This window comes from Flammeovirga sp. EKP202 (assembly GCF_014534745.1).
In the GTDB taxonomy this organism is placed as follows: domain Bacteria; phylum Bacteroidota; class Bacteroidia; order Cytophagales; family Flammeovirgaceae; genus Flammeovirga.
This window is the reverse complement of the sequence record NZ_JACVVP010000016.1, coordinates 89,261-110,806: the sequence shown is the minus strand read 5'-3', so window position 1 is coordinate 110,806 and position 21,546 is coordinate 89,261. Positions and strand designations below refer to the sequence as shown.

The window sequence follows — 21,546 nt, the reverse complement described above, 5'->3', positions numbered from 1 at the left end:
CTGTGCAGAACTTCATCAAAAATGAGGTGATTGTGATCTTTTTTATTGGACCAATAATAGAAATATACTGAAATAATAATATATGGGATTGTTTGATTTCTTTTCTAGCGACCTGGCAATTGACTTAGGTACTGCCAACACACTCGTTATTCAGAAAGACAAGGTAGTTGTAGATGAGCCTTCAATCATTGCATTAGACCGTCAGAATGGAAAAGTCATTGCTGTTGGTACAAAAGCAATGCAAATGCACGAGAAGACGCATGAAAACATCAGAACTATTCGTCCTCTTCGTGATGGTGTTATTGCTGACTTCCACGCTGCAGAGCAGATGATACGTGGTATGATACGTATGATCAACCAAGGGAAAAAATTCTTTACTCCTTCTCACCGTATGGTAATTTGTATTCCTTCTGGTATCACCGAGGTGGAAAAACGTGCCGTTCGTGACTCAGCAGAACATGCAGGAGCAAAAGAGGTTTATATGATTCCTGAGCCGATTGCAGCTGCAATAGGTATCGGTATTGATATTGAACAACCCGTAGGTAGTATGATCGTAGATATTGGAGGAGGTACGACCGAAATTGCGGTCATTGCTTTATCTGGTATTGTTGGAGATCAGTCAATTAGAACTGCCGGTGATGTATTCACAAGAGATATTTTGGATTATATGCGTCGTCAGCATAACCTATTAATAGGGGAGCGTTCTGCTGAAAAAATCAAAGTAGAGGTAGGTTCTGCATTGACAGAGTTAGATGAAGAAATTGAGCCTTTTGAGGTTAGAGGTAGAGACTTAATGACTGGTATTCCAAAGGTGATAACAGTAACTTACTCTGAAGTAGCTTATGCTATTGATAAATCTATCTCAAAAATCGAGGAAGCAGTATTAAGAGCTCTTGAAACTGCACCACCAGAACTATCAGCAGATATTTATGATAGAGGTATTCACTTAACAGGTGGTGGAGCTTTATTGAGAGGATTAGACAAGCGTTTATCGATTAAAACAAAGCTTCCAGTTCACGTTGCAGATGATCCATTGAGAGCTGTAGTGCGTGGTACAGGTCAAGCATTGAAGAACTTAGATAACTTTAAAGCAGTATTGATGACTTAATCATTACTTATAAGCAATAAAACAATAAAGCTTTGGAAATCGATTTCCAAGGCTTTATTGTTTTATGAGTTTTACGTTATAAGTTGATTATTTGAAACTCTTTTTATTTAAAATGCCCTTCACAAAATCAGTGGCATCTTTTACTTTTTCGTTGATAGGGTCGGTATAATCCTTGAAGTCTTCTTGGAAATTATACGTTTTAGTGCTGTCTTTTGAGATTGGAGAATTATCATAGTTTCCATTCAAAATATTTTCATACTCACCACTTTGTACCCATTTTAATAATTCTGCAATTCGTGTGACTGGAAATGGGTGAGATTCAAAGACTGTGTTTAAAAACTTATGGGTTTTATTCATAATACCCGATTGTCTTTCATATTCCTCCGCTTGCTTTAAAAATTCACCTAAGTTCATTTCTTCAATCATACCTCCACCTGCAATTTTCATCAAAAGATGAATACAAGTTTCAGGGTTTTGAGAAGCTAGCAAGCTTGCTCTGTCGGCAGAAAGTTCACTTTTACGTTCCCATTCTTTTAGTCCCATTATCAATCCTAATATGGCCGTTTTTCCAAGGGGAATACCAATGTCCATAATTGATAGTTTTAGTAGAACTTGTAATAAAGTGTGGTATAAAACATGACCAGATAGAATATGCCCCAATTCATGTGCTATTACGGTAAGAAGTTCTTCTTGATTCAAGGTTTCTACCATGCTTGAGTTTAGTACAATAAAAGGTCTTTCAACCCCAATTGCACCAGCATTAAGCACTGGACTCTGAGAAATATATAATTCAGGAATATCTTTAATGTCAAAAATCTGACAAGCTTCAATTAATAACTCATAAACTTTTGGAAACTGAAGGCCATTAACTCTCACTGATGAAGCTAATGTCATCATTCTTAATGACTTTTCAGTGGTATTACTAATAATGAATTTTAGTAGAGTGTCAAAACCAGGCATTTTTTGTAATGCAGATAACGCTAATTTATCAGTGGGGTGTTCCCAAGAATTAGGATTAATATTGGGGAATTTCTTTTTATGAATTTTTAGTGCTTCTGAGTTCATTTCAATTCTTGCTTAATGCTTTTTTATTTCTAATTTATCATTAATAATTTAAAACTTTCCTATTTGAAAGTGATATTTCAATTCAAGGAATATAAAAAGTGCTTTTAATAGGTATATTTGCTTTTTAAATTAAGGCTAAGTATCTGAAAAGATATATTTTTTCACTGTTGTAAATACTTCACTTGAGAAATCATTTATACATATTTATCATCTTCTTCTCAAACCTATTGTTGATTTCAAGTTGTGTTTCTTATAAAAATTTGGAACAGGATAGAAGTCTTTTGGTAGATCAAAAAATTGAAGGTTCAAAAGCGATAGATAAATCCACTCTTTATTCATACATACGTTTAAAACCAAATCGATCTTTATTCAAGTCGGATATTCGATTGCCTCTTTACTTTTATATGAGGGGTGAGAAATATTACAAAAGAAACTATCAAAAGGATAGTATTAAGTATGCTGATATGACTGAATATTTTGAGGAAGTTATTAAAGCGATGGAAGATGAGTGGAAGGAAGATGTGATTGATAACAGAACATACTTGGATAGTCTTTATCAGCAAGATGTATATTTAGTTTATAAGGAACTGAAAAAAGTGGAAAGACAAACGGTAAGAGATTCTGTTCGTGGCATTAAAAAATTAAGAAAAGTAAAATCGAAATCAATCAGCAAAACAGAAAAAATCGCTGAAAGAGTAGAGAAAGGAAACTGGTGGATGCGTTCAGCCGGAGAACCCCCTGCTTATTTTGATTTAGAAGAATCCCAAAATACTCAAAAACTTCTCGAAAGGACACTACATGCTAAGGGGTATTTGAATGCCTCTGTAGATTTGGATGTTGATACGGTTATTTATAGAGATTACCGATTGATTACTGAAAAATATATCATTAATGAGGAGTCACAATGGAAAGTTAATTCGGTCAAATACAAAACGCCTAGTTACAGTATTTACAACGAGCTTTTGACTTACAGTAAAAAAAGTTATTTGCAGGAGAATGGTCCTTATTCTGAAAATAGTTTACAATTGGAAAGAAGTAGATTAACCAAAGTATTGAAAAATAGTGGTTATTTTGATTTTGCTTCAAACTATATTCATTATGAGGTGGATACAAATAATGTTCAAGGCAAGGTAGATATATTAATTTTAGTTGATGCTCCAAAGTCAGGAGAACGACATACAAGATATCATATCAATGATATTACTTTTGAAACGGACCCTACTGATCCTGTACTTTCGGACACTGTGGAATATGAGGATGTTACATACATTCAGCATGCGAAAAAGTATAAACCTAAAATCTTAGATGGCAAATTAGCCTTAAAAGAAAGTACGCCTTACAACGAATTGTTATCCAATGATACAAGGCGTTTTCTTAGTCAAATGGATGCTTTTAAATTTGTAAACATAGAATATGTAAAAACGGGCAAAGATTCTTTGAATGTTTTTATTTATCCAAGTTCATTTGATAAGTACCAATATGCTTTTGAAACAGGTTTAAATGTGAGCCGATCCTTACCAGGACCTTTTGCAAGTGTTTCTCTAAAATCAAGAAACGTTTTTAGAGGTGCTGAGTCAATAGAGTTTAGAGGTCGTTTTTCATTAGAAGCACAAGCCAGTGTATCAGAAAGCAGCAACGAAATTTATAATGGTACTGAATATGGTTTTAGTACAATCTTAAATATTCCAAGACCATTAATTCCATTTTATAATCGATTCAATGAGTCTTATTATATCAGAAATGCCAAAACGAAAGTGCTGGCGGATGTTTCTTATGTAAGTAGACCCGAATATACACGTCTCAATTTAAAAGGGCTTTTTGGATACGATTGGAGAAACCGTAAAGAAGATTTATTTGAGTTGTCTCTAGCGGATTTGAATGTTGTCAGAACACCATTTTTGAGTAATGATTTCAGAGTGCGTTTACAACAATTAGCGGAACAAGGAAACACCTTACACTATTCATTTGATAACTCATTTGTCTCAAGTACCCACCTCAGTATGTCACGCATGAGGGGAGATTACATGACCAGTTCTTCTAAAGCGTCTTATATGAAGCTTTTTGGAGAAGTAGGGGGTAATATTCTCGATTTAGTAAATCAATGGTCTGGTAGTGAACCTGGGGCGATTTATGGACTTCGTTACTACAAGTTTTTTAAATTCTATTTTGATTACCGTAAAGTGACACCAATTGGAAGTAAGAAAAAACACTTCTTTGCCTCAAGGTTACATATGGGTGTTGCAAAATCTTATGGTGAAGTAGAAGCCTTACCTTATGAAAAATATTTCTTCTCTGGAGGGGGTAACAGTAATAGGGCATGGAGACCTAGACGATTGGGGCCAGGTTCTTACACACCTCCTCAAAATGAAGATGGGTCTTTTAACTACAGTTTTGAGCAGCCCGGTGATATGATCATTGAGTTCAATGTAGAATGGCGTTATAAAATATCACAACTTTTCCAATGGGCCTTTTTTGTTGATGCGACGAATGTATGGTTGTTGGAAGAAGATAATACGAGACCTGGAGGAAACTTTGATGTCACTCGTTTTTGGAAAGAATTTGGAATTGGAGCAGGACTTGGGGCTAGAATTGACTTTTCGTTCTTGCTTATTCGTTTAGATGTAGGGACGAAGATCTATGACCCAGCAAGAAGGGAAGGAGATCGTTTTGTGGCAGGGTATGATTTTCTTGGAAAAGGGACTACTGAATTTAACATCGGTATAGGGTATCCTTTCTAATTATTCTTATTTTTGTGCGAAATTTTAAAACGAATAAATGTCAGAAAAGAATATTGTCCTTTTGTTAGGGGCTAATCTTGGTAATAAGGAAGAAACTCTTCGTCAGGCTGTAATGGAAATTAATAATGATATTGGAGAGGTTTTAAGCCTTTCACATTTCTATGAAACAGCAGCATGGGGAAAGGAGGATCAACCGAGTTATTACAATCAAGTTTTGGTTTGTAAAACAACGATGAGTCCACAAGATTTATTAAATACAACTCAAAATATTGAGCATAAGTTAGGGAGAGTGAGGAAAGAAAAGTGGGGAGCGAGAATTATTGATGTTGATATATTGTTTATTGAAAGCGAGGTGGTTTCAGATGAAAATTTAAAAGTGCCTCACCCTTTTATACAGGAAAGAAGGTTCACATTAGAACCATTAACAGAAATATTACCAAACTTTGTTCATCCAGTTTTAAATCAATCCTTAAGTGATATACTTTTGCGCTGTAAAGATCCGCTTACAGTAAAAAAGCTGTTGATTAAATAGGTTTATCTTTAGATAATGGCAAGAAGAAAAAAAAATATAGTTTTAGAAAACGTCAATATCATTGATGTTGGAAGTGAAGGAAAAGCAATTGCAAAAACAGAAGACAACATGACTGTTTTTGTGACAGGTGCAGTAACAGGCGATGTTTGTGACCTTCAAGTGACAAAGAAGAGAAGAGCCTATATGGAGGCGCGTCCTATTCAATTCCATGAATATTCTGATCAAAGAATTGAGCCGTTTTGTGAGCACTTTGGTACTTGCGGAGGGTGTAAGTGGCAAATGTTGGATTACAAATGGCAGTTGCACTATAAGCAAAAGCAAGTAGTAGATCAGTTGTCAAGAATCGGTAAGGTAGAGCTACCTGAAATTACACCAATTTTTGCTTCTGCAGAAACTTTTGAATACCGTAACAAAATGGAATTTACCTTTACGGGTAACCGTTGGTTGACAAAAGAAGAAATGGAATCCAATACTGATGGAATTGAGAAAAGAGGTGTAGGACTTCACTTGCCAGGTATGTGGAACAAGATTCTACACTTAAACAATTGCTACCTTCAAAATAAACCTTCTGATGATATCAGAAAATCTGTTTATGATTTCATTGTAAAGAATGATTATACAGTATATGATCAAAAAGAAGAAGATGGTTTCTTAAGAAATATGGTCATCAGAACTTCTTCAACAGGTGATATTATGGTGATGTTATTGTTCTTTAAAGATGACGAAGAGAAACGTAATGCTCTTTTGGATCATGTAAAAGAACAATTCCCAGAAATTACATCTTTATTATATGTGATTAATGGTAAGAGAAATGATAGTTACCATGATCTAGATGTAATTACTTACCATGGTTTACCTTACATTGAGGAAGAAATGGAAGGGTTACGTTTCAGAGTGGGACCTAAATCTTTCTATCAAACAAACTCAAAACAAGCTTACAATTTATACAAAGTAGCTCGTGATTTTGCAGAGTTGACAGGTGAGGAAAAAGTATATGACCTTTATACAGGTACAGGTACAATTGCTCAATTTGTTTCTAAAAAAGCAAAAGAGGTGATTGGTATTGAGTATGTAAAAGATGCGATCAAAGATGCAAAAGTCAATACAGATTTGAACGGTATTGAAAACTGTAAGTTCTTTGCCGGAGATATGAAAGATATCTTGGTGCCATCATTCATCAAGAAGCATGGAGAACCTGATGTGATCATCACTGACCCTCCGAGAGCTGGTATGGATGAAAAGGTAGTTGCTCAAATCTTGAAAGTAGCTCCAAAGCGAATCGTTTACATTAGTTGTAACCCAGCAACGCAAGCGAGAGATTTAGCACTATTAGATGAGAAATACAAAGTGACAAAGGTAATGCCTGTAGATATGTTCCCTCACACTTACCACGTGGAGAATGTAGTTGCTTTAGAATTAAAATAAATAAGGAAGAGAAGTTTGAAAAAAGCTTCTCTTTTTTGTTTTTAATAAAAATTAAAAGAGTTTATTACTAAATTTGAATCAGAATCAATGGATAGGTGTAAGATATGTAATACACTTCTGTATTTGGTTTGAATTGATAGATTTTTTACGTAAATTTACGTAGTAATACTTAATAAAGAACTTTCTTCAAATTTGATTAACGTTTAGTTTCAACCATTAATTCAATTCACGTAAGTTCTTTATAAATGAATATTGCTTCAAAATTGTAATAATTTATTAATACGATTTTGGTTTAAATTCTAAAAATAGAGTTGGATATTAAGTGGTATGATATCCGATTATACTAGGTTAGGGGATAAATATTAAATTTTATTTGTAAATTTGCACTGCGAAAAAACAGATAATTTTATTTATCTAACGAGTAATCAGTAATATACATATTTTACTAATTTACATAAAACAAACTTATAAACTACCTTTTACACCACAAAGAGAATTTTTATGAGCAGATATAACGAATACCTCAAGGAAATTGAAGAGAGAAAAGCGCAAGGACTTCACCCGAAACCGATCGATGACGCAGAATTACTTTCAGAAGTAATTGAACAAATCAAAGACACTGGTAACGAATACCGTGAAGATTCACTTAACTTTTTTATTTACAACACATTACCTGGTACTACAAGTGCAGCAGGTGTAAAAGCGAAGTTTTTAAAAGAGATTATTCTTGGAGAAGTTGCTGTAGCTGAGATTTCTTCTGAGTTTGCATTTGAGCAATTGTCACACATGAAAGGTGGTCCTTCTATCGAAGTACTTTTAGACCTTGCTTTAGGTGCTGATGCTAAAATTGCAGAGGAGGCTTCAAAAGTATTGAAAACACAAGTTTTCTTATATGAAGCGGATATGGAGCGTATAGAGGTTGCTTTCAAAGAAGGTAACGCTATCGCTAAAGATATTTTAGAAAGCTATGCACAAGCTGAATTCTTCACAAAACTTCCTGAAGTTGATGAGGAAATCAAAATCGTAACATTTATTGCTGGAACGGGAGATATCTCTACAGATTTACTTTCTCCTGGTGCTGACGCTCACTCAAGATCAGACCGTGAATTACACGGACAATGTATCTTCGAACACGACAAAGAGCAACAAGCAGCATTAAAAGCATTAAAAGAAGAGCACCCTGACAAGAGAGTGATGTTAATCGCTGAGAAAGGTACTATGGGTGTAGGTTCTTCAAGAATGTCTGGTGTAAACAACGTGGCATTATGGACAGGTATCCCTGGTAGCCCATACGTTCCATTTGTAAACATCGCTCCAATTATTGCTGGTACAAACGGTATTTCACCAATCTTCTTAACTACAGTAGGAGTAACAGGTGGTATTGGTATTGACCTTCAAAACTGGGTGAAGCAAAAAGATGCTGACGGTAAAACAGTTTTAGACGCTGATGGTGAGCCTGTATTAGAGCAAACTTACTCAGTAGAAACTGGTACGGTGCTAACAATCAACACTAAGACTAAAAAATTATACAACGGAGATCAAGAATTAATCGACATCTCAGCTTCATTAACTCCACAAAAAGTTGAGTTTATCAAAGCAGGTGGTTCTTATGCTGTTGTATTCGGTAAGAAATTACAATCATTCGCAGCGAAGACTTTAGGAGTTGAGGCTCCAGTAGTATTTGCTCCATCAAAAGAAATCTCAGTTGATGGTCAAGGTTTAACTGCGGTTGAAAAAATCTTTAATAAAAATGCAGTAGGAACTACTCCAGGTGTTACTTTACACTCAGGTTCAGACGTTCGTGTAGAAGTAAACATCGTTGGTTCTCAAGATACTACTGGTTTGATGACTTCTCAAGAATTAGAGTCAATGGCTGCTACAGTTATTTCTCCAATTGTTGATGGTGCTTATCAATCAGGATGTCACACTGCCTCTGTTTGGGATAAGAAAGCACAAGCGAACATTCCTAAGTTGATGAAATTCATGAACGACTTCGGTTTGATTACTGCTCGTGACCCTAAACACGTTTACCACTCAATGACTGACGTTATTCATAAAGTATTGAATGACATCACTGTTTCTGATTGGGATATCATCATCGGTGGTGACTCTCATACAAGAATGTCAAAAGGTGTTGCTTTTGGTGCTGACTCAGGTACAGTAGCATTAGCATTGGCAACAGGTGAGGCAACTATGCCAATTCCTGAGTCAGTAAAAGTGACTTTCAAAGGTGATATGAAGCCTTATATGGACTTCCGTGATGTAGTTCATGCAACACAACAACAAATGTTGAAGCAATTCGGTGGTGACAACGTATTCCAAGGTAGAGTAATTGAGGTACACATTGGTACTTTGACAGCTGACCAAGCGTTTACTTTCACTGACTGGACTGCAGAAATGAAAGCGAAAGCATCTATCTGTATTTCTGAAGATGAAACATTAGTAGAGTCATTAGAAATCGCTAAGTCTAGAATCCAGATCATGATTGAGAAGGGTATGGACAATGAAAAAGGAGTGCTTCAAGGCTTGATCGATAAGGCAAATACAAGAATCGAAGAGGTGAAGTCAGGTGCTAAACCTCCATTGACTCCAGACGCTGACGCGAAGTACTTTGCTGAAGTAGTAGTTGACTTGGATGAGATCGTTGAACCAATGATTGCCGATCCAGATGTATACAACGAAGACGTATCGAAGCGTTATACACACGATACAATCAGACCTCTTTCTTACTACGGTGGAGACAGACAAGTTGATTTAGGTTTCATTGGATCATGTATGGTTCACAAAGGTGACATGAAGATTCTTGCTCAAATGTTGAAAAACATTGAAGAGTTACATGGTAAAGTTGAATTCAAAGCTCCTCTAGTAGTAGCTCCTCCTACATACAACATTGTAGATGAGTTAAAAGAAGAAGGAGATTGGGAAGTGCTTCAAAAGTACTCTGGTTTTGAATTCGATGATGATGCTCCAAAAGGTGCTGCTCGTACGAAGTATGAGAACATGTTATACTTAGAGCGTCCTGGTTGTAACCTTTGTATGGGTAACCAAGAGAAAGCTGAGCCAGGTGATACTGTAATGGCAACTTCAACTCGTTTATTCCAAGGTAGAGTTGTAAAAGATTCTTCTGAGAAGAAAGGTGAGTCATTATTATCATCTACTCCTGTAGTAGTACTTTCAACTATTTTAGGTAGAACTCCTGATTTAGTCGAGTACCAAGCAGCAGTAAAAGGCATCAACTTAACGAAGTTCAAGCCATCATCTAAGCTTTTAGTTAATTCTTAATTAGAATTGATTTTGTAATTCGAAAGATGCTTTGAGTATACAAAGTACTTTTGATACAAATAAGAATATAAATCTCGGTGGGATATCTTTAAATAGATACCTCATCGAGATTTTTTTATTCAAGAACTTCTATTTGTTTATATGACTACTTAGAATAATTTCAAAAATTAATATTAGAGTAATGAAAAACGCTTAGCTTTGCCCTTTTGATTATTTATAAAGCAAACAACAATGAGAAAGTATTTATTACTCTTTATCATCTTATTCTATAGTTGTACTTCAGAGGAAGAAAAGATTCAACCTATAGATACTCAATTAGCCCCAACGGTAAAGCTGACTGAAAATTATAATGTAATAGTCACAGAAAATGTAGTATATGCTCAAGGTTTGAGTCATCAATTTATTAATTCTACTGCCTCTGAAGCGATTGATTTGAAATTAGATATTTATGAACCTCAAAACACTGTAACCAATCGACCTGCTGTAGTATTAATTCACGGAGGTGGATTTATTGGAGGTTCAAAAGAAGATATAAATATTGTCAATCTAGCTCAATTTTACGCCAAAAGGGGATGGGTGGCTTTTTCTATCAATTACAGGTTAAGGGGTGATATCGGAACTGTACCACAAGAATGGATCGACTATGTACAAACAAATTTAGAAACAGCCGAGCAAAATGCAGCTTTGTCTCTTTATCCGGCCCATAGGGATGCAAAAGCGGCATTAAGATGGGTTGTTAGTAATTCATCAAAGTATGGTATCAATACAGAATATATAACTGTTGGAGGAGGATCAGCTGGTGCAATTATAGCGACAAGTTTAGGCGTGACAAATCAAGAAGATTATAATAAAGAAATTTCAGATACTGTTGACCCAACTATTTCTTCTATAAATCAAAATGACAATTATTCAATTAAAACAATACTTGATTTTTGGGGAAGTAAATTAGGCGTTGATATGCTTAATCAAGTAAAAGAGGTGAATCGTTTTGAAACAACTTCACTTCCTTCTTTTCTTATTGTACACGGTATGGAAGATACAACAGTAGACTATGCAGAAGGAATCGCTTTGAGAGAAGAATTATTTAACAGGAAATCGAATTATTCTTTTTATGGTATTGAAGGGAGAGGTCATGGTCCATGGGGTGCAATTGTAAATGGAATGACATTAGAGGAATTAGCCTTTAATTTTATGGTAGAACATCAAAACCTAATTGTTGAATAAGTGAAACTATAATTTTTTGGTTATTTACCATAAAAATACCCACTGAATGCAGTATGATATACACGTTCAGTGGGTTTATTTTTGCTTACTCGCCTTGGCCTAAAGAGAAACCTCTATGACCTTCAAACTCATAAAGATTCTCAGTTTTAATAACATCGTAACCTAGATGATGTAATACGGATTGTAAAGCCAAGATATGTTCAAATTCAATGGCCTTATAATCAGGCTCATCTTTATTGATAATGGCACTTTTACTCACAAACCTACATCTCCAATGGTCAGTGCAATACGTTTCGCTTAATCCTTCTGGATAAACTTTTACACCTCTATTTGTAATCATTTTTAGCTTTAGTTGATAGATGTCAAGTCTTGATAGTACACTGCCAAGCTTATCAGGATCAGCTTCTTTCCAATCTAAAAATACATCAACACCCACCAATTCCTTTTTCTGCTCTTTTCTGATATAGTCAGGAATATTTATTATTCTGTTTCCCGAGCTACTAAAACTTTTTTGGAGAAGGTTAGGTATGCGTTCAAGATTTGAAATAATGATATTTGTAAACTCTTCGGTGCCTACCTTCTTTCTACTGACGCCTTCTCTATAGATATCAGCAGTATGATAACCCTGTTCGATCGTACATAACCAAGCATTTTTGATCTTGTCTCCAATTTCAGCTTGTCCAATGTGAGCGAGCATTGAGATAGCAGCATTTAAAAGTCCTGAAGGATTGGCGATGTTTTTACCGGCTATATCTGGGGCAGAACCATGAATTGCTTCAAACATTACATCATAATCTTCTGGTTGAGCCGCAAGTTTGGCAGAACCAATATCAATAATCTGTACTTCGTTTTTAATTTCAGGATACTCTTGAGCGATTTTATCAAATACTTTATGGAATAATCCATCGGTAATTTTCATGATATTATCTTTAACCATGCATGTTACCTTCTTTCGATTGTAAACTTTTGCGTACTCAAAAGCGTATCTGATGGTTCTTTCACAACCCGGTCTAGTAATTAGTTTTAAGCATTGATATACATCTTGGGTTTGTCTGTGTTCGATTCCTGCATATAAGTTTTCTTCGTTTTCTCTTATGATAACCACATCCATTTTTGGGAAGTGAGTAGGAACAAAAGGAGAGTAGGCTTCTACAGGCCTGACATTGGCAAATAAACCCAATGTTTTTCTTAGAGTAAGATTTAAGCTCTTGTATCCTTTTCCTTGTGGTGTTGTAATAGGAGCCTTTAGGATGATTTTGTTATTCTTGATGATATCCCAAGCATCTTCGTCGATACCTGATGTTTTTCCTGCTAAATATGCTTTTTCACCGAGTTCAATAAACTCTGGTTCTACTTCAGCACCTGCCTCATTTAAGATGTTCAAAGTGGCTCTCATGATCTCAGGACCGATGCTATCTCCTTCAGCAACAGCAATTTTTACAGGTACTTTAACTTTCTTTTCTTCTGTTCTACTAACTAATTCTAATGTACTCATATGCAATAGGTTTTTAAATGGTTACATCGCAAATATGAAGAAAATAAATCATTAGTTTTTATTTATACTTTTAATGATAAACATAATCAAATATTATAACAGTAAACTGAGAAAAGAAAAGTCATCTCCATTTTTTAGTGAAGATGACTTTTAAAATAAAGTTGCGAAAATGAAACTGCGATAAAATTATCTATTATTTAAAGTGCTCATTTATAGTTTTTTGAGCATAATTCTTATGAATGTCTTTTATCAATTAAAGTGTAGCTTTATATACTCCCTCTGTAGGTGCACTGCCAGCAGGGTAGACTGCATAGATAACTTTGATATTATCATTTTCCTCTATAGTTATTTCAGATTGAGAATTCAGAATAGTACCGATTTTTCTGTCAATATCTTCTTGGGAATTATTTCTAGTATCAAAGTTAGGGAATGATTCACCTACTGAAGTATAATCAGAAGCTTGAAGTGTATACGTTTTCCCATCAGTAGGTTCGGTATCATCAGGCTGTCTGATAAAAGTATATACAGGTGATATTGCCCAATCAGAAGTCTCAGCAGACCATTTAAATGCCGAAGTTTGAGGAGAAGTATCAGTGATATTCTCCCATTCTGCTCCATTGTAATCAAACTGAGCGAGGTAATCTTTGTACTGAGCATTATTATCGTCGTCAAACTCTCTAACGATATATTGGATAATTCTTGTGTCTCCTGCACTTGCAAATGGATCACTGTATAGTTTTAACCACACCGGAATTCGATCAATAGCTGTACTCTTGCTCGTGAAATAATTTGGATTAGTGGCCTGATCCATCAATTGATAATCATTGGTTTGCAAGACATAAATCTGATGCCATATAGGACTTCCGAAAGAGACATATTCAATTAAAGTGTCATTTGCTGTATTTCTACCATCGTAATAATTAGCAGTAAGTGCAACTATATCTGTTTTAACAGCTTGTTTTCCTGATGTAAGTGTAAAGACAGAGTCACAAACTATAATGGATTGCGTGAGGTTGAGATTATTGAAATTACCGAAGCGATCATAATCTGCTTGTGTGGCTGTATACTGTACCGTTGTTCCCTTGTAAAGAGGGTTATAAAAGTCATACGTTGCATTAAGAATATCACCTTCGACACCTAGGAATTTTTGATTCAAAATTTGAGCCACTCCACATGTGTCATTATCAGGTGGTACATCATTACTGAAACTTTTAAATCGTTGTACAGCCTCACTACATGATAAATCGTAATCGTCCTCGACAAGTGTATAATCTGTATTACTAGACGGCCTTCCGTCAACAATTTGATCATTGATATCTTTTAAAGGATCACAAGCATTGATTGATATCAAGGCTAAGCTTATCCCAATATATTTGTAAATGCTTTTCATAATCTTGAGTATAAATGACTAGAAGTTTAATTTGATACTAGTTGTCCAAGTAGTGCCTGCTCCATAAAACACTAGGGCAGTGTCCCAATCACGAGAAGCACCATCAAAGGCATCAGAAACATATTTGATGTTGAATACATTGTTTACTTTTGCGTAAAATGTTGCATCAAGGCTACCAATACCGAATTTGTAACTCGCATTTAAATCAAATAGGTTGTAAGTAGGGACTTGCCAAGCATCTTGTCTATTTTCTTCTGAATCAATTTGGGTAACATTGAAATCTGCAAATAGACGATCATAAATATTCCAGTCTGCACCTACTTTTAACCCCGCCATAATGTTATAGTTAAAACCTAAAGCGGCTGTAGTTTGTGCAGCATCACCAACATGAATACCTTTGGCAAATACATTCACTTCACCTACAACTTGTTGTGTGTCATCTAAGATAGGGACGCCTAATACATCTTTATCCCATTTCCAATCTCCTACGGATAACATACCTGTGATATTCAATTTATCGGTTGGTCTTATGACAAAATCAACTTCTACACCCATATGTACGGCGTCGATACCAGGAATATTGGCAGAGAAAGAAACACCACCAACAGGAACCGATGCTCTATAGTATTTATCTTTCCAAGTAGTGTGATAGAAATTAATATTACCTGATATTAATTTACCTCTGTAGCCATAACCTAATTCAAAACTGAGTGCTTTTTCATTTACAACTCCTTCGTTGACATCATTGGTAAATGTTGGAAAAACACTATTGAAGAAAGGTTGTCTAGAGAAATAACCGGCATTGAAAAATACGTTATGTACATCAGTTAGATTATAATTAGCTCCACCTTTTATATTGAAACCAAAGAAGTTTTGCCATTCCGTTTCTTGATTTTCAGGTCGTTTTTGGAAGTAATCAATTCTTTTGAAGGATTGATTCGAAATAGACCCAGATAAAAATGCAGAAAGTTCGTCTTTAGAATATTCGGCTTGAGCATTTATACTTTGCCACCAAACATTACCATCGTTATTATATTGTATCTTATCACCGACCTTTACAGCTCTAGGATCAGCACCGACAGCTCCAGCTTCTGCACCTCCAACGGATGGGTCTGTATAAAATTGACCTCCAAGAAGGTCTCTTAATTCACGATAATGATTTCCTTCATAATATCTAATATCAAGGCCTCCAGTAAAATTAATATGCTCTGAAAGTTGGGTAGTAAGTGTGGCTAATCCGCCGTACCATTTATGATTATTGACACTGTTATATAAAACAGTTTCCGAACCTTCTCGGCCTTTAGCGATATTTTCATCGACAATACGATCAAAGTCAATCACGCCATCTCTCCTCCAAGGGTTATTGATGTTAGGTGAGAATTTATCAATACCAGCACCTCCAGATCCGCCTCCATTACCGATAGAAGCATATATTACGGTAGCGAGGTCCATTTTTTCGTTGATATTCCAATACCAGTTCAATGACATTTGAGGTTTGTGGTAAAAGTTTTCTCTTACATTGGCTACTTGTCCATTTCGATACCCCCAATCTCCATTGTAGACAATTCCTCTTCCTGATTCCTTAAAATCAGATAACAACATCTTATTTCTCCTTTGCCCGTGTACCTGTGGTGCACCAAAGACTGTAAAGGCAAGTTGATGGCTTTTATTGATCTCTTTTGAAACGTTAGCGAAGTAAGAATATCCTTCGAATTGCGTCCCATCTACAAAACCATTTCCTGCTGTTCTTGCTCCTGAAATACTAATTGCCCAACCATTGTCAGTCAAACCTGTTGAAGCAGTGAAAGCAACTTTATTGTATCCATTGTTACCGATACCATAGAAAATATTTCCGCCTTTTTCAGCGTCTGTTGTCTTCGTTAAAATATTAATTGTACCTCCAACGGACGGTACTGCAACTTTTGATGCTCCTAATCCTCTTTGAACTTGCATTGATCTTGTAACATCTGCTAAACCAGCCCAATTTGACCAGAAAACCGCTCCATTTTCCATATCATTGACTGGTACTCCATTGATCATTACCGCTATATTTTCAGAAGAAAAACCCCTTAGGTTTATTCTACTATCACCGTACCCACCACCTGCTTTTGTAGCATAAACGCCAGGTGTTGACTTTAAGATTTCTGGAAATTCTTGTGAACCTAATTTTTCTTCTAATGCCTCAGGCTTAATCGTTGAAACAGCTACAGGAGTTTTACGGTCGACGGCAATAGAGGCTACTACTTCCACTTCTGCTAATCCAATTGCATCAGAAGCCATTTCCATTTGCCCAAGGTCGGTTTCTTTACCATTTAATGAGATTTGCTTTTTGATAGATTGTAATCCTATAAAGGAAATAATTAGGTTGGCGTCACCAGATTTGGAGGTTTTGAGAATGAAATTCCCATCGAAATCTGATGTAGTTCCAATAGTTGTACCTTCGATTACGATAGATGCACCTATGACAGGTTGAGCAACATCTTTTTCAATTACGGTACCTTTAATTACAGTAGTTACTTCCTGTGCATAAAGCGAAAGACTTGCTATAGTACATAGAAGCAGCAATGTAGCCTTTTTCATAAGAAATAGTTAATTAATAATTGAAGAGTAATTTTTATAGTTAATTTTTTGAAAAATTTTCTCTTTAAAATTTTAACCTAATATAAATATTTAAAAGTATTTCTTCGATAGGTAGGTGTATAGTTTGTAGAATTTCAAAAGGATAACACGAAAAAGTTACATGAAGACTTTATATAGTTCCATAACACAACGAAATGCCATGTAAGATATTGAATATTAGTGTTGTAATTTGGATAGTAAAGGAGTAAGTAGCTTATGTTTTTTTCTAATGTAATAAATAATTAGTGCTCTCGCTGTAATAGGTAAGAAGTACAAATGGAATTCTTTGGTTAAAAAAATCCTACTACTCACGTTTTACTAAGTAAAAGTAGAGTAGTAGGATAAATTATGATTAGCCAATGGCTAGATTATATACGTACCCAAGTTTCTAAGGTAGCGTCATAAATAAATAGTCTTGTTTGTACACTATGTGAACCATTGTAGAATTTGTAAGACACTGACACTTCTTGATCAGGTTTTGCTAAGTCACTATAGTTTTCTGTTAAGATATGGATGATTTTAGCATCGTTGATGTTGTCAACTTCTTTGCCATTGTATTCACCTGGCTCGTCACCCCAACCAAAGTTTTTGTACTTATCATCTCCAGTTAATTCGTAGTCTGCATCTTTAAGCTCAATTACAACAGTTTGTGAGTGAGCCCAAGAAGCTTCGTCATGCTTGTATTTGAATTTGTCCATATTTGTACTTTCTTCAGCATATGGAGCAACTTGTTTCCAAGCTCCTTCCATGAAAGTATATTCAACAATCTGCTCAGTAGTACCTCCGCTATAGTAATCATATTTGATTCTAATGTTATCGTTCTCTTGAGCATATGGGAACTTACCAGCTAAGAATCTTGGAAGGTAATTCTCTTGTTTTACAGAGCTAGAGAAGTTAGGATATTTGAAACCGAAGCTATCATAATCTTCTTTTGCAAGTGTATAGTATTCTTGAGTCAAGTCTTCTTCAGCGATTTTTTTCCAAACTGAAGTTTCGTCTTTTTGGAAAAATTCAGAATACTCCATTACTTCACCTCCGATGTCACCCACTTTGTACACTGCTGCACTTTGAGAGTCTTTTGCTTGATCAGGGTATTTAGAATTGAAGATTGTTGTGATCTTAGCTTCTACATCATCTGAAGGTAAGAAGTGGTATGCACATCCTTTTAAAGTATCAGCTTTGAATACTAAAGTATCTGTAAACGTATCACCATCATACACATCAAAGATTACAGCAGTAGATTTTGTTCTATCGGCACTACGTTGTGTTTCAAGAACATCACTGATCATTGCTTCAATTCTGCTTGAGTAAGTGTAACCTAAGTAAGCACCTTCATCATAGTCATCATCACTGAAGTTAGGGAATCTAAAACCTAGGTAAGTATAATCAGCACTTTCTAATGTGATTTCTACTTCTGCATCTTCAAATTTCAATGTGTCAATAGACCAACCTGCCTCTTCTTTACAAAACTCGTTACCAGCAATAGCGTAATCGCTGTCTGTAAAGAAACTCTTAGGAGTCATGTTTTTCATTTCAACTGTATAAGTCACCTCAACAATTCTACCGTCAGTGAACTTACTTGCAGTATAGTTTTCCTTAAGGTAATTAGGAATTGAATCTTGAGCTTCTTTCACACTGAAGAAAACCATATCCTCTGATGAAATTTCAAATGCATCAGGAATAGACTCATCATCTCTTTGATCTGATAAATCTTGTTTTACTGAATCATTCAAATCCTTGTAAGGATCACATGAATAAAGTCCAGCAACAATAGCAAGAATATATATTAATGATTTTTTCATTTTTCGAATAAATTGAATGGTTTCAGATTAGAATTTTAATTTCATACCCATGCTCCAAGATCTACCCCAACCGTAGTAAACTTGTCTTGCAGATAATGCAGTGTGATCAGTTCCATCAGTTGCATCAGTGATATAGGTAGTGTCAAAGATGTTGTCAATGTTACCGAAGATAGAAGTATCTAACTTACCAAGTTTGAATTTGTAGTTGATGTTCATATCAACAACTGAGTAATCTTCTAATCTCCAAGATTGTGCTCTATCTTCTGAATCTGTACGATCTGTTGGGTCGAAATCAGCATAGTTGTCGCCGAAGAAGTTGAAGTCCGCTCCAATTCTTAAACCTTTGATTAATTCATAGTTAGCACCTAATGCTGCTGTAGTTTGAGCAGAGTTACCTACTTTGATATCTTTCAGGTATACATTGATATATTCTTCAATGTTGTTGTTGTCATCAAATACAGGAATGTCTCTGATATCATTGTCATATTGCCAATCTCCAATTGAAAGCATTGCAGTGAATGTTAACTTATGATTCACTTTGTAGTTAGCATCAACTTCAATACCTTGGTGAGTTGAATTCAGACCTAAGATGTTAGCACTACCTTCCTGACCAGCTTGAACTCTAAATGATTGATCTTGCCATTTTGTATGGTAGATGTTCACATTTGCTTTCAATTTTGCAGAACGGTAACCATAACCTAATTCAAAAGATAAGATTTTTTCGTTCTCTGCATCTTCATTAGGAATATTTTGGTGACCTGGGAAAGCAGTTCCGAAGAAAGGAGCTCTTGAAATATATCCAGTATTGAAGAATACATTATGGTTGTCAGTTAAATTGTAGTTTACACCACCTTTACCACTAAAACCTAGGAAGTCAAGTGTTTTAGATTCTTGATTTTCAGGTGTATATTGGAAGTAGTCATATCTTGTATAAGAAGTGTTTGAAATTGCACCAGAAACAAAAGCAGATAATTTGTCTTTAGAGTATTCTAATTGCCCAAAAGCACCTGTCCACCATACTTCACCATCGTTATTGTAACCTACTTTATCTCCAACAACAGTTTTTCTGCCAAGGTCGTTGATATTGTCATCACTTGTAAAGTAAGTGCCGCCTAATAAATCTTCCACTTGACGGTAATGCTCACCATAATAGTATCTAATATCAATACCTGCCATTACTGTTAGGTAGTCCGTTAACTTATTGTCATACGTTGATATACCACCTACCCAAGTATGATTGTTGTTCGAAGACCTAAGTATAGTTGATGCACTTTCACCTCTTGCAGCTGCTGCAATATTATCATCTCTGATTGCTTCAAAGTCAATCAAACCATCATTTCTTCTATAATCAGTATTATTTGATTTATCATCACCTAATAAACCAGTACCACCTCCAGTTCCTAGAGAGTAGTAAATTGAAGTTGAGACGTTAGATTTCTCATTGATTTTCCAGTAGTGGTTTAGTGAGATTTGTGGTTTGTGATAGAAGTTAGTGTTCATGTTGTACACTTGACCATCTAAGTAGCCCCAATCTGGATTGTATCTTCTTCCATATTTTTGGTAGTCAACAACGCCCTCATCTCTACCAGATCTTTGACCGTGAACTTGAGGAGCACCAAATGCAGTAAATGAAAGCATATGATTTTTATTGATCTCCTTCGAAATATTCATAAAGTAAGAATAACCTTCAAATGCTGTTGCATCTACATATCCGTTACCAGTAGTTCTTGACCCTGCAAAAGTTACAGCAAAACCATTGTCCATTTTACCAGTTGATAAGTTGACACTCATTTTCTGTCTACCATCATTACCAATACCATAGTACAATGAACCACCTTTTTCAGCGTCTGTAGTTTTTGTGATAACGTTAATAGTACCACCAACAGAAGGAACAGCAACTTTAGAAGCACCTAAACCTCTTTGTACTTGGATTGTACGAGCTACATCAGAAAGACCTGCCCAGTTTGACCAGTATACAGTACCATTTTCCATGTCGTTTACTGGAACACCATTGATCATAACGGCAACGTTAGTTGAGTTAAAACCACGAATGTTCACACGAGCATCACCAAATCCACCACCTTGCTTTGTAGCATAGATACCAGGAGTTGATTTTAATATTTCAGGGAATTCTTTAGTTCCTAATTTTGTTTCTAATCTCTCAGGATTAATTGTTGATACAGCTACTGGCGTTTTACGATCAATAGCAACCGAAGCGATAACTTCTACTTCTGCTAGACCAATAGCATCAGATGCCAAAGTAATTTCACCAAAGTTAACTGCTGTACCATTAAGTGTGACCTCTTTCTCAATTGTTGTCAAGCCAACAAATGAGATGATAACAGTTTGCTTACCGTTTCTTGAAGTTTTTAATTTAAACTCTCCATCGAAATCAGAGATTGTACCAACAGTAGTTCCTTTTAGTACAATTGAAGCACCGATAACTGCTTCACCAGTTGCTCCGTCAATAACTTTACCTTCAATAGTTGTAGATACCTCTTGTGCAAAAAGAGATAATGAAACTATGAATGACAGAAGTAACATAAACGACTTTTTCATAAAAGAATAAGTTTGTTTAATTAGATAAATAAATTTGAATTAGATTTCGAGGGCAAAACTATGCTATATTTTTACAATAATTACCATAATTAATGCAACTTAATCACTGTAAAATTATATATAACTGATAATGAGCGAATTACAACTATCAAACAAACGTTAATTTACTTAGGCTTAACATTGGTTTTTGTAAAAATTAATATAATTTAATATGAATTACATGTTGTTAATTTTGTTCAATCTTGAATATGTAAAATAATATACTGTATAAAGGTTGTGATATTACATTTATCATTATAAAATTAAC

The 21,546-nt window shown here is 35.2% G+C and carries 12 protein-coding genes; 6 read left to right on the top strand and 6 right to left on the bottom strand.

The window, feature by feature from the left end:
- The first annotated feature begins 82 nt into the window (after nt 1-82).
- Nucleotides 83-1,108, top strand: a complete 1,026-nt coding sequence (locus IC221_RS11970) for a rod shape-determining protein (RefSeq protein ID WP_044203537.1) — start codon at nt 83-85, stop codon at nt 1,106-1,108.
- Nucleotides 1,109-1,195: 87 nt separating this feature from the next.
- Here the strand turns inward: IC221_RS11970 and IC221_RS11965 are convergent, their stop codons facing one another.
- Nucleotides 1,196-2,173: a M48 family metallopeptidase gene (locus tag IC221_RS11965; RefSeq protein WP_188169195.1), complete on the bottom strand. Its 978-nt coding sequence runs from the start codon at nt 2,171-2,173 to the stop codon at nt 1,196-1,198.
- A gap of 260 nt (nt 2,174-2,433) precedes the next feature.
- On the opposite strand from IC221_RS11965, the gene IC221_RS11960 reads away from it, so the two are divergent.
- From IC221_RS11960 to IC221_RS11940, 5 genes are all read left to right on the top strand, one after another.
- Nucleotides 2,434-4,911, top strand: a complete 2,478-nt coding sequence (locus tag IC221_RS11960) for a BamA/TamA family outer membrane protein (protein WP_188169194.1) — start codon at nt 2,434-2,436, stop codon at nt 4,909-4,911.
- A gap of 37 nt (nt 4,912-4,948) precedes the next feature.
- Complete coding sequence (folK, locus tag IC221_RS11955) at nt 4,949-5,443, top strand: 2-amino-4-hydroxy-6-hydroxymethyldihydropteridine diphosphokinase (protein WP_188169193.1); 495 nt, start codon at nt 4,949-4,951, stop codon at nt 5,441-5,443.
- Between the two features lie 15 nt (nt 5,444-5,458).
- Nucleotides 5,459-6,868: a 23S rRNA (uracil(1939)-C(5))-methyltransferase RlmD gene (rlmD, locus tag IC221_RS11950; RefSeq protein ID WP_188169192.1), complete on the top strand. Its 1,410-nt coding sequence runs from the start codon at nt 5,459-5,461 to the stop codon at nt 6,866-6,868.
- A gap of 501 nt (nt 6,869-7,369) precedes the next feature.
- Nucleotides 7,370-10,150 carry a bifunctional aconitate hydratase 2/2-methylisocitrate dehydratase gene (locus IC221_RS11945; RefSeq protein ID WP_188169191.1) on the top strand — a complete coding sequence of 927 codons (2,781 nt, stop codon included), beginning with the start codon at nt 7,370-7,372 and terminating at the stop codon, nt 10,148-10,150.
- Between the two features lie 231 nt (nt 10,151-10,381).
- Nucleotides 10,382-11,374, top strand: a complete 993-nt coding sequence (locus IC221_RS11940) for an alpha/beta hydrolase (RefSeq protein WP_188169190.1) — start codon at nt 10,382-10,384, stop codon at nt 11,372-11,374.
- 85 nt (nt 11,375-11,459) lie between these two features.
- On the opposite strand, the gene IC221_RS11935 is transcribed toward IC221_RS11940, so the two are convergent.
- The 5 genes from IC221_RS11935 to IC221_RS11915 form a co-directional block, all read right to left on the bottom strand.
- Nucleotides 11,460-12,869: an NADP-dependent isocitrate dehydrogenase gene (locus tag IC221_RS11935; protein WP_188169189.1), complete on the bottom strand. Its 1,410-nt coding sequence runs from the start codon at nt 12,867-12,869 to the stop codon at nt 11,460-11,462.
- Nucleotides 12,870-13,122: 253 nt separating this feature from the next.
- Nucleotides 13,123-14,259: a hypothetical protein gene (locus tag IC221_RS11930; protein WP_188169188.1), complete on the bottom strand. Its 1,137-nt coding sequence runs from the start codon at nt 14,257-14,259 to the stop codon at nt 13,123-13,125.
- 18 nt (nt 14,260-14,277) lie between these two features.
- Nucleotides 14,278-16,839: a TonB-dependent receptor gene (locus IC221_RS11925; protein ID WP_188169187.1), complete on the bottom strand. Its 2,562-nt coding sequence runs from the start codon at nt 16,837-16,839 to the stop codon at nt 14,278-14,280.
- Between the two features lie 407 nt (nt 16,840-17,246).
- On the bottom strand, nt 17,247-18,680 hold the full coding sequence (locus tag IC221_RS11920) for a hypothetical protein (protein ID WP_188169186.1): 1,434 nt from the start codon (nt 18,678-18,680) through the stop codon (nt 17,247-17,249).
- 27 nt (nt 18,681-18,707) lie between these two features.
- Nucleotides 18,708-21,239, bottom strand: a complete 2,532-nt coding sequence (locus IC221_RS11915; protein ID WP_188169185.1) for a TonB-dependent receptor — start codon at nt 21,237-21,239, stop codon at nt 18,708-18,710.
- Between the last annotated feature and the right edge of the window lie 307 nt (nt 21,240-21,546).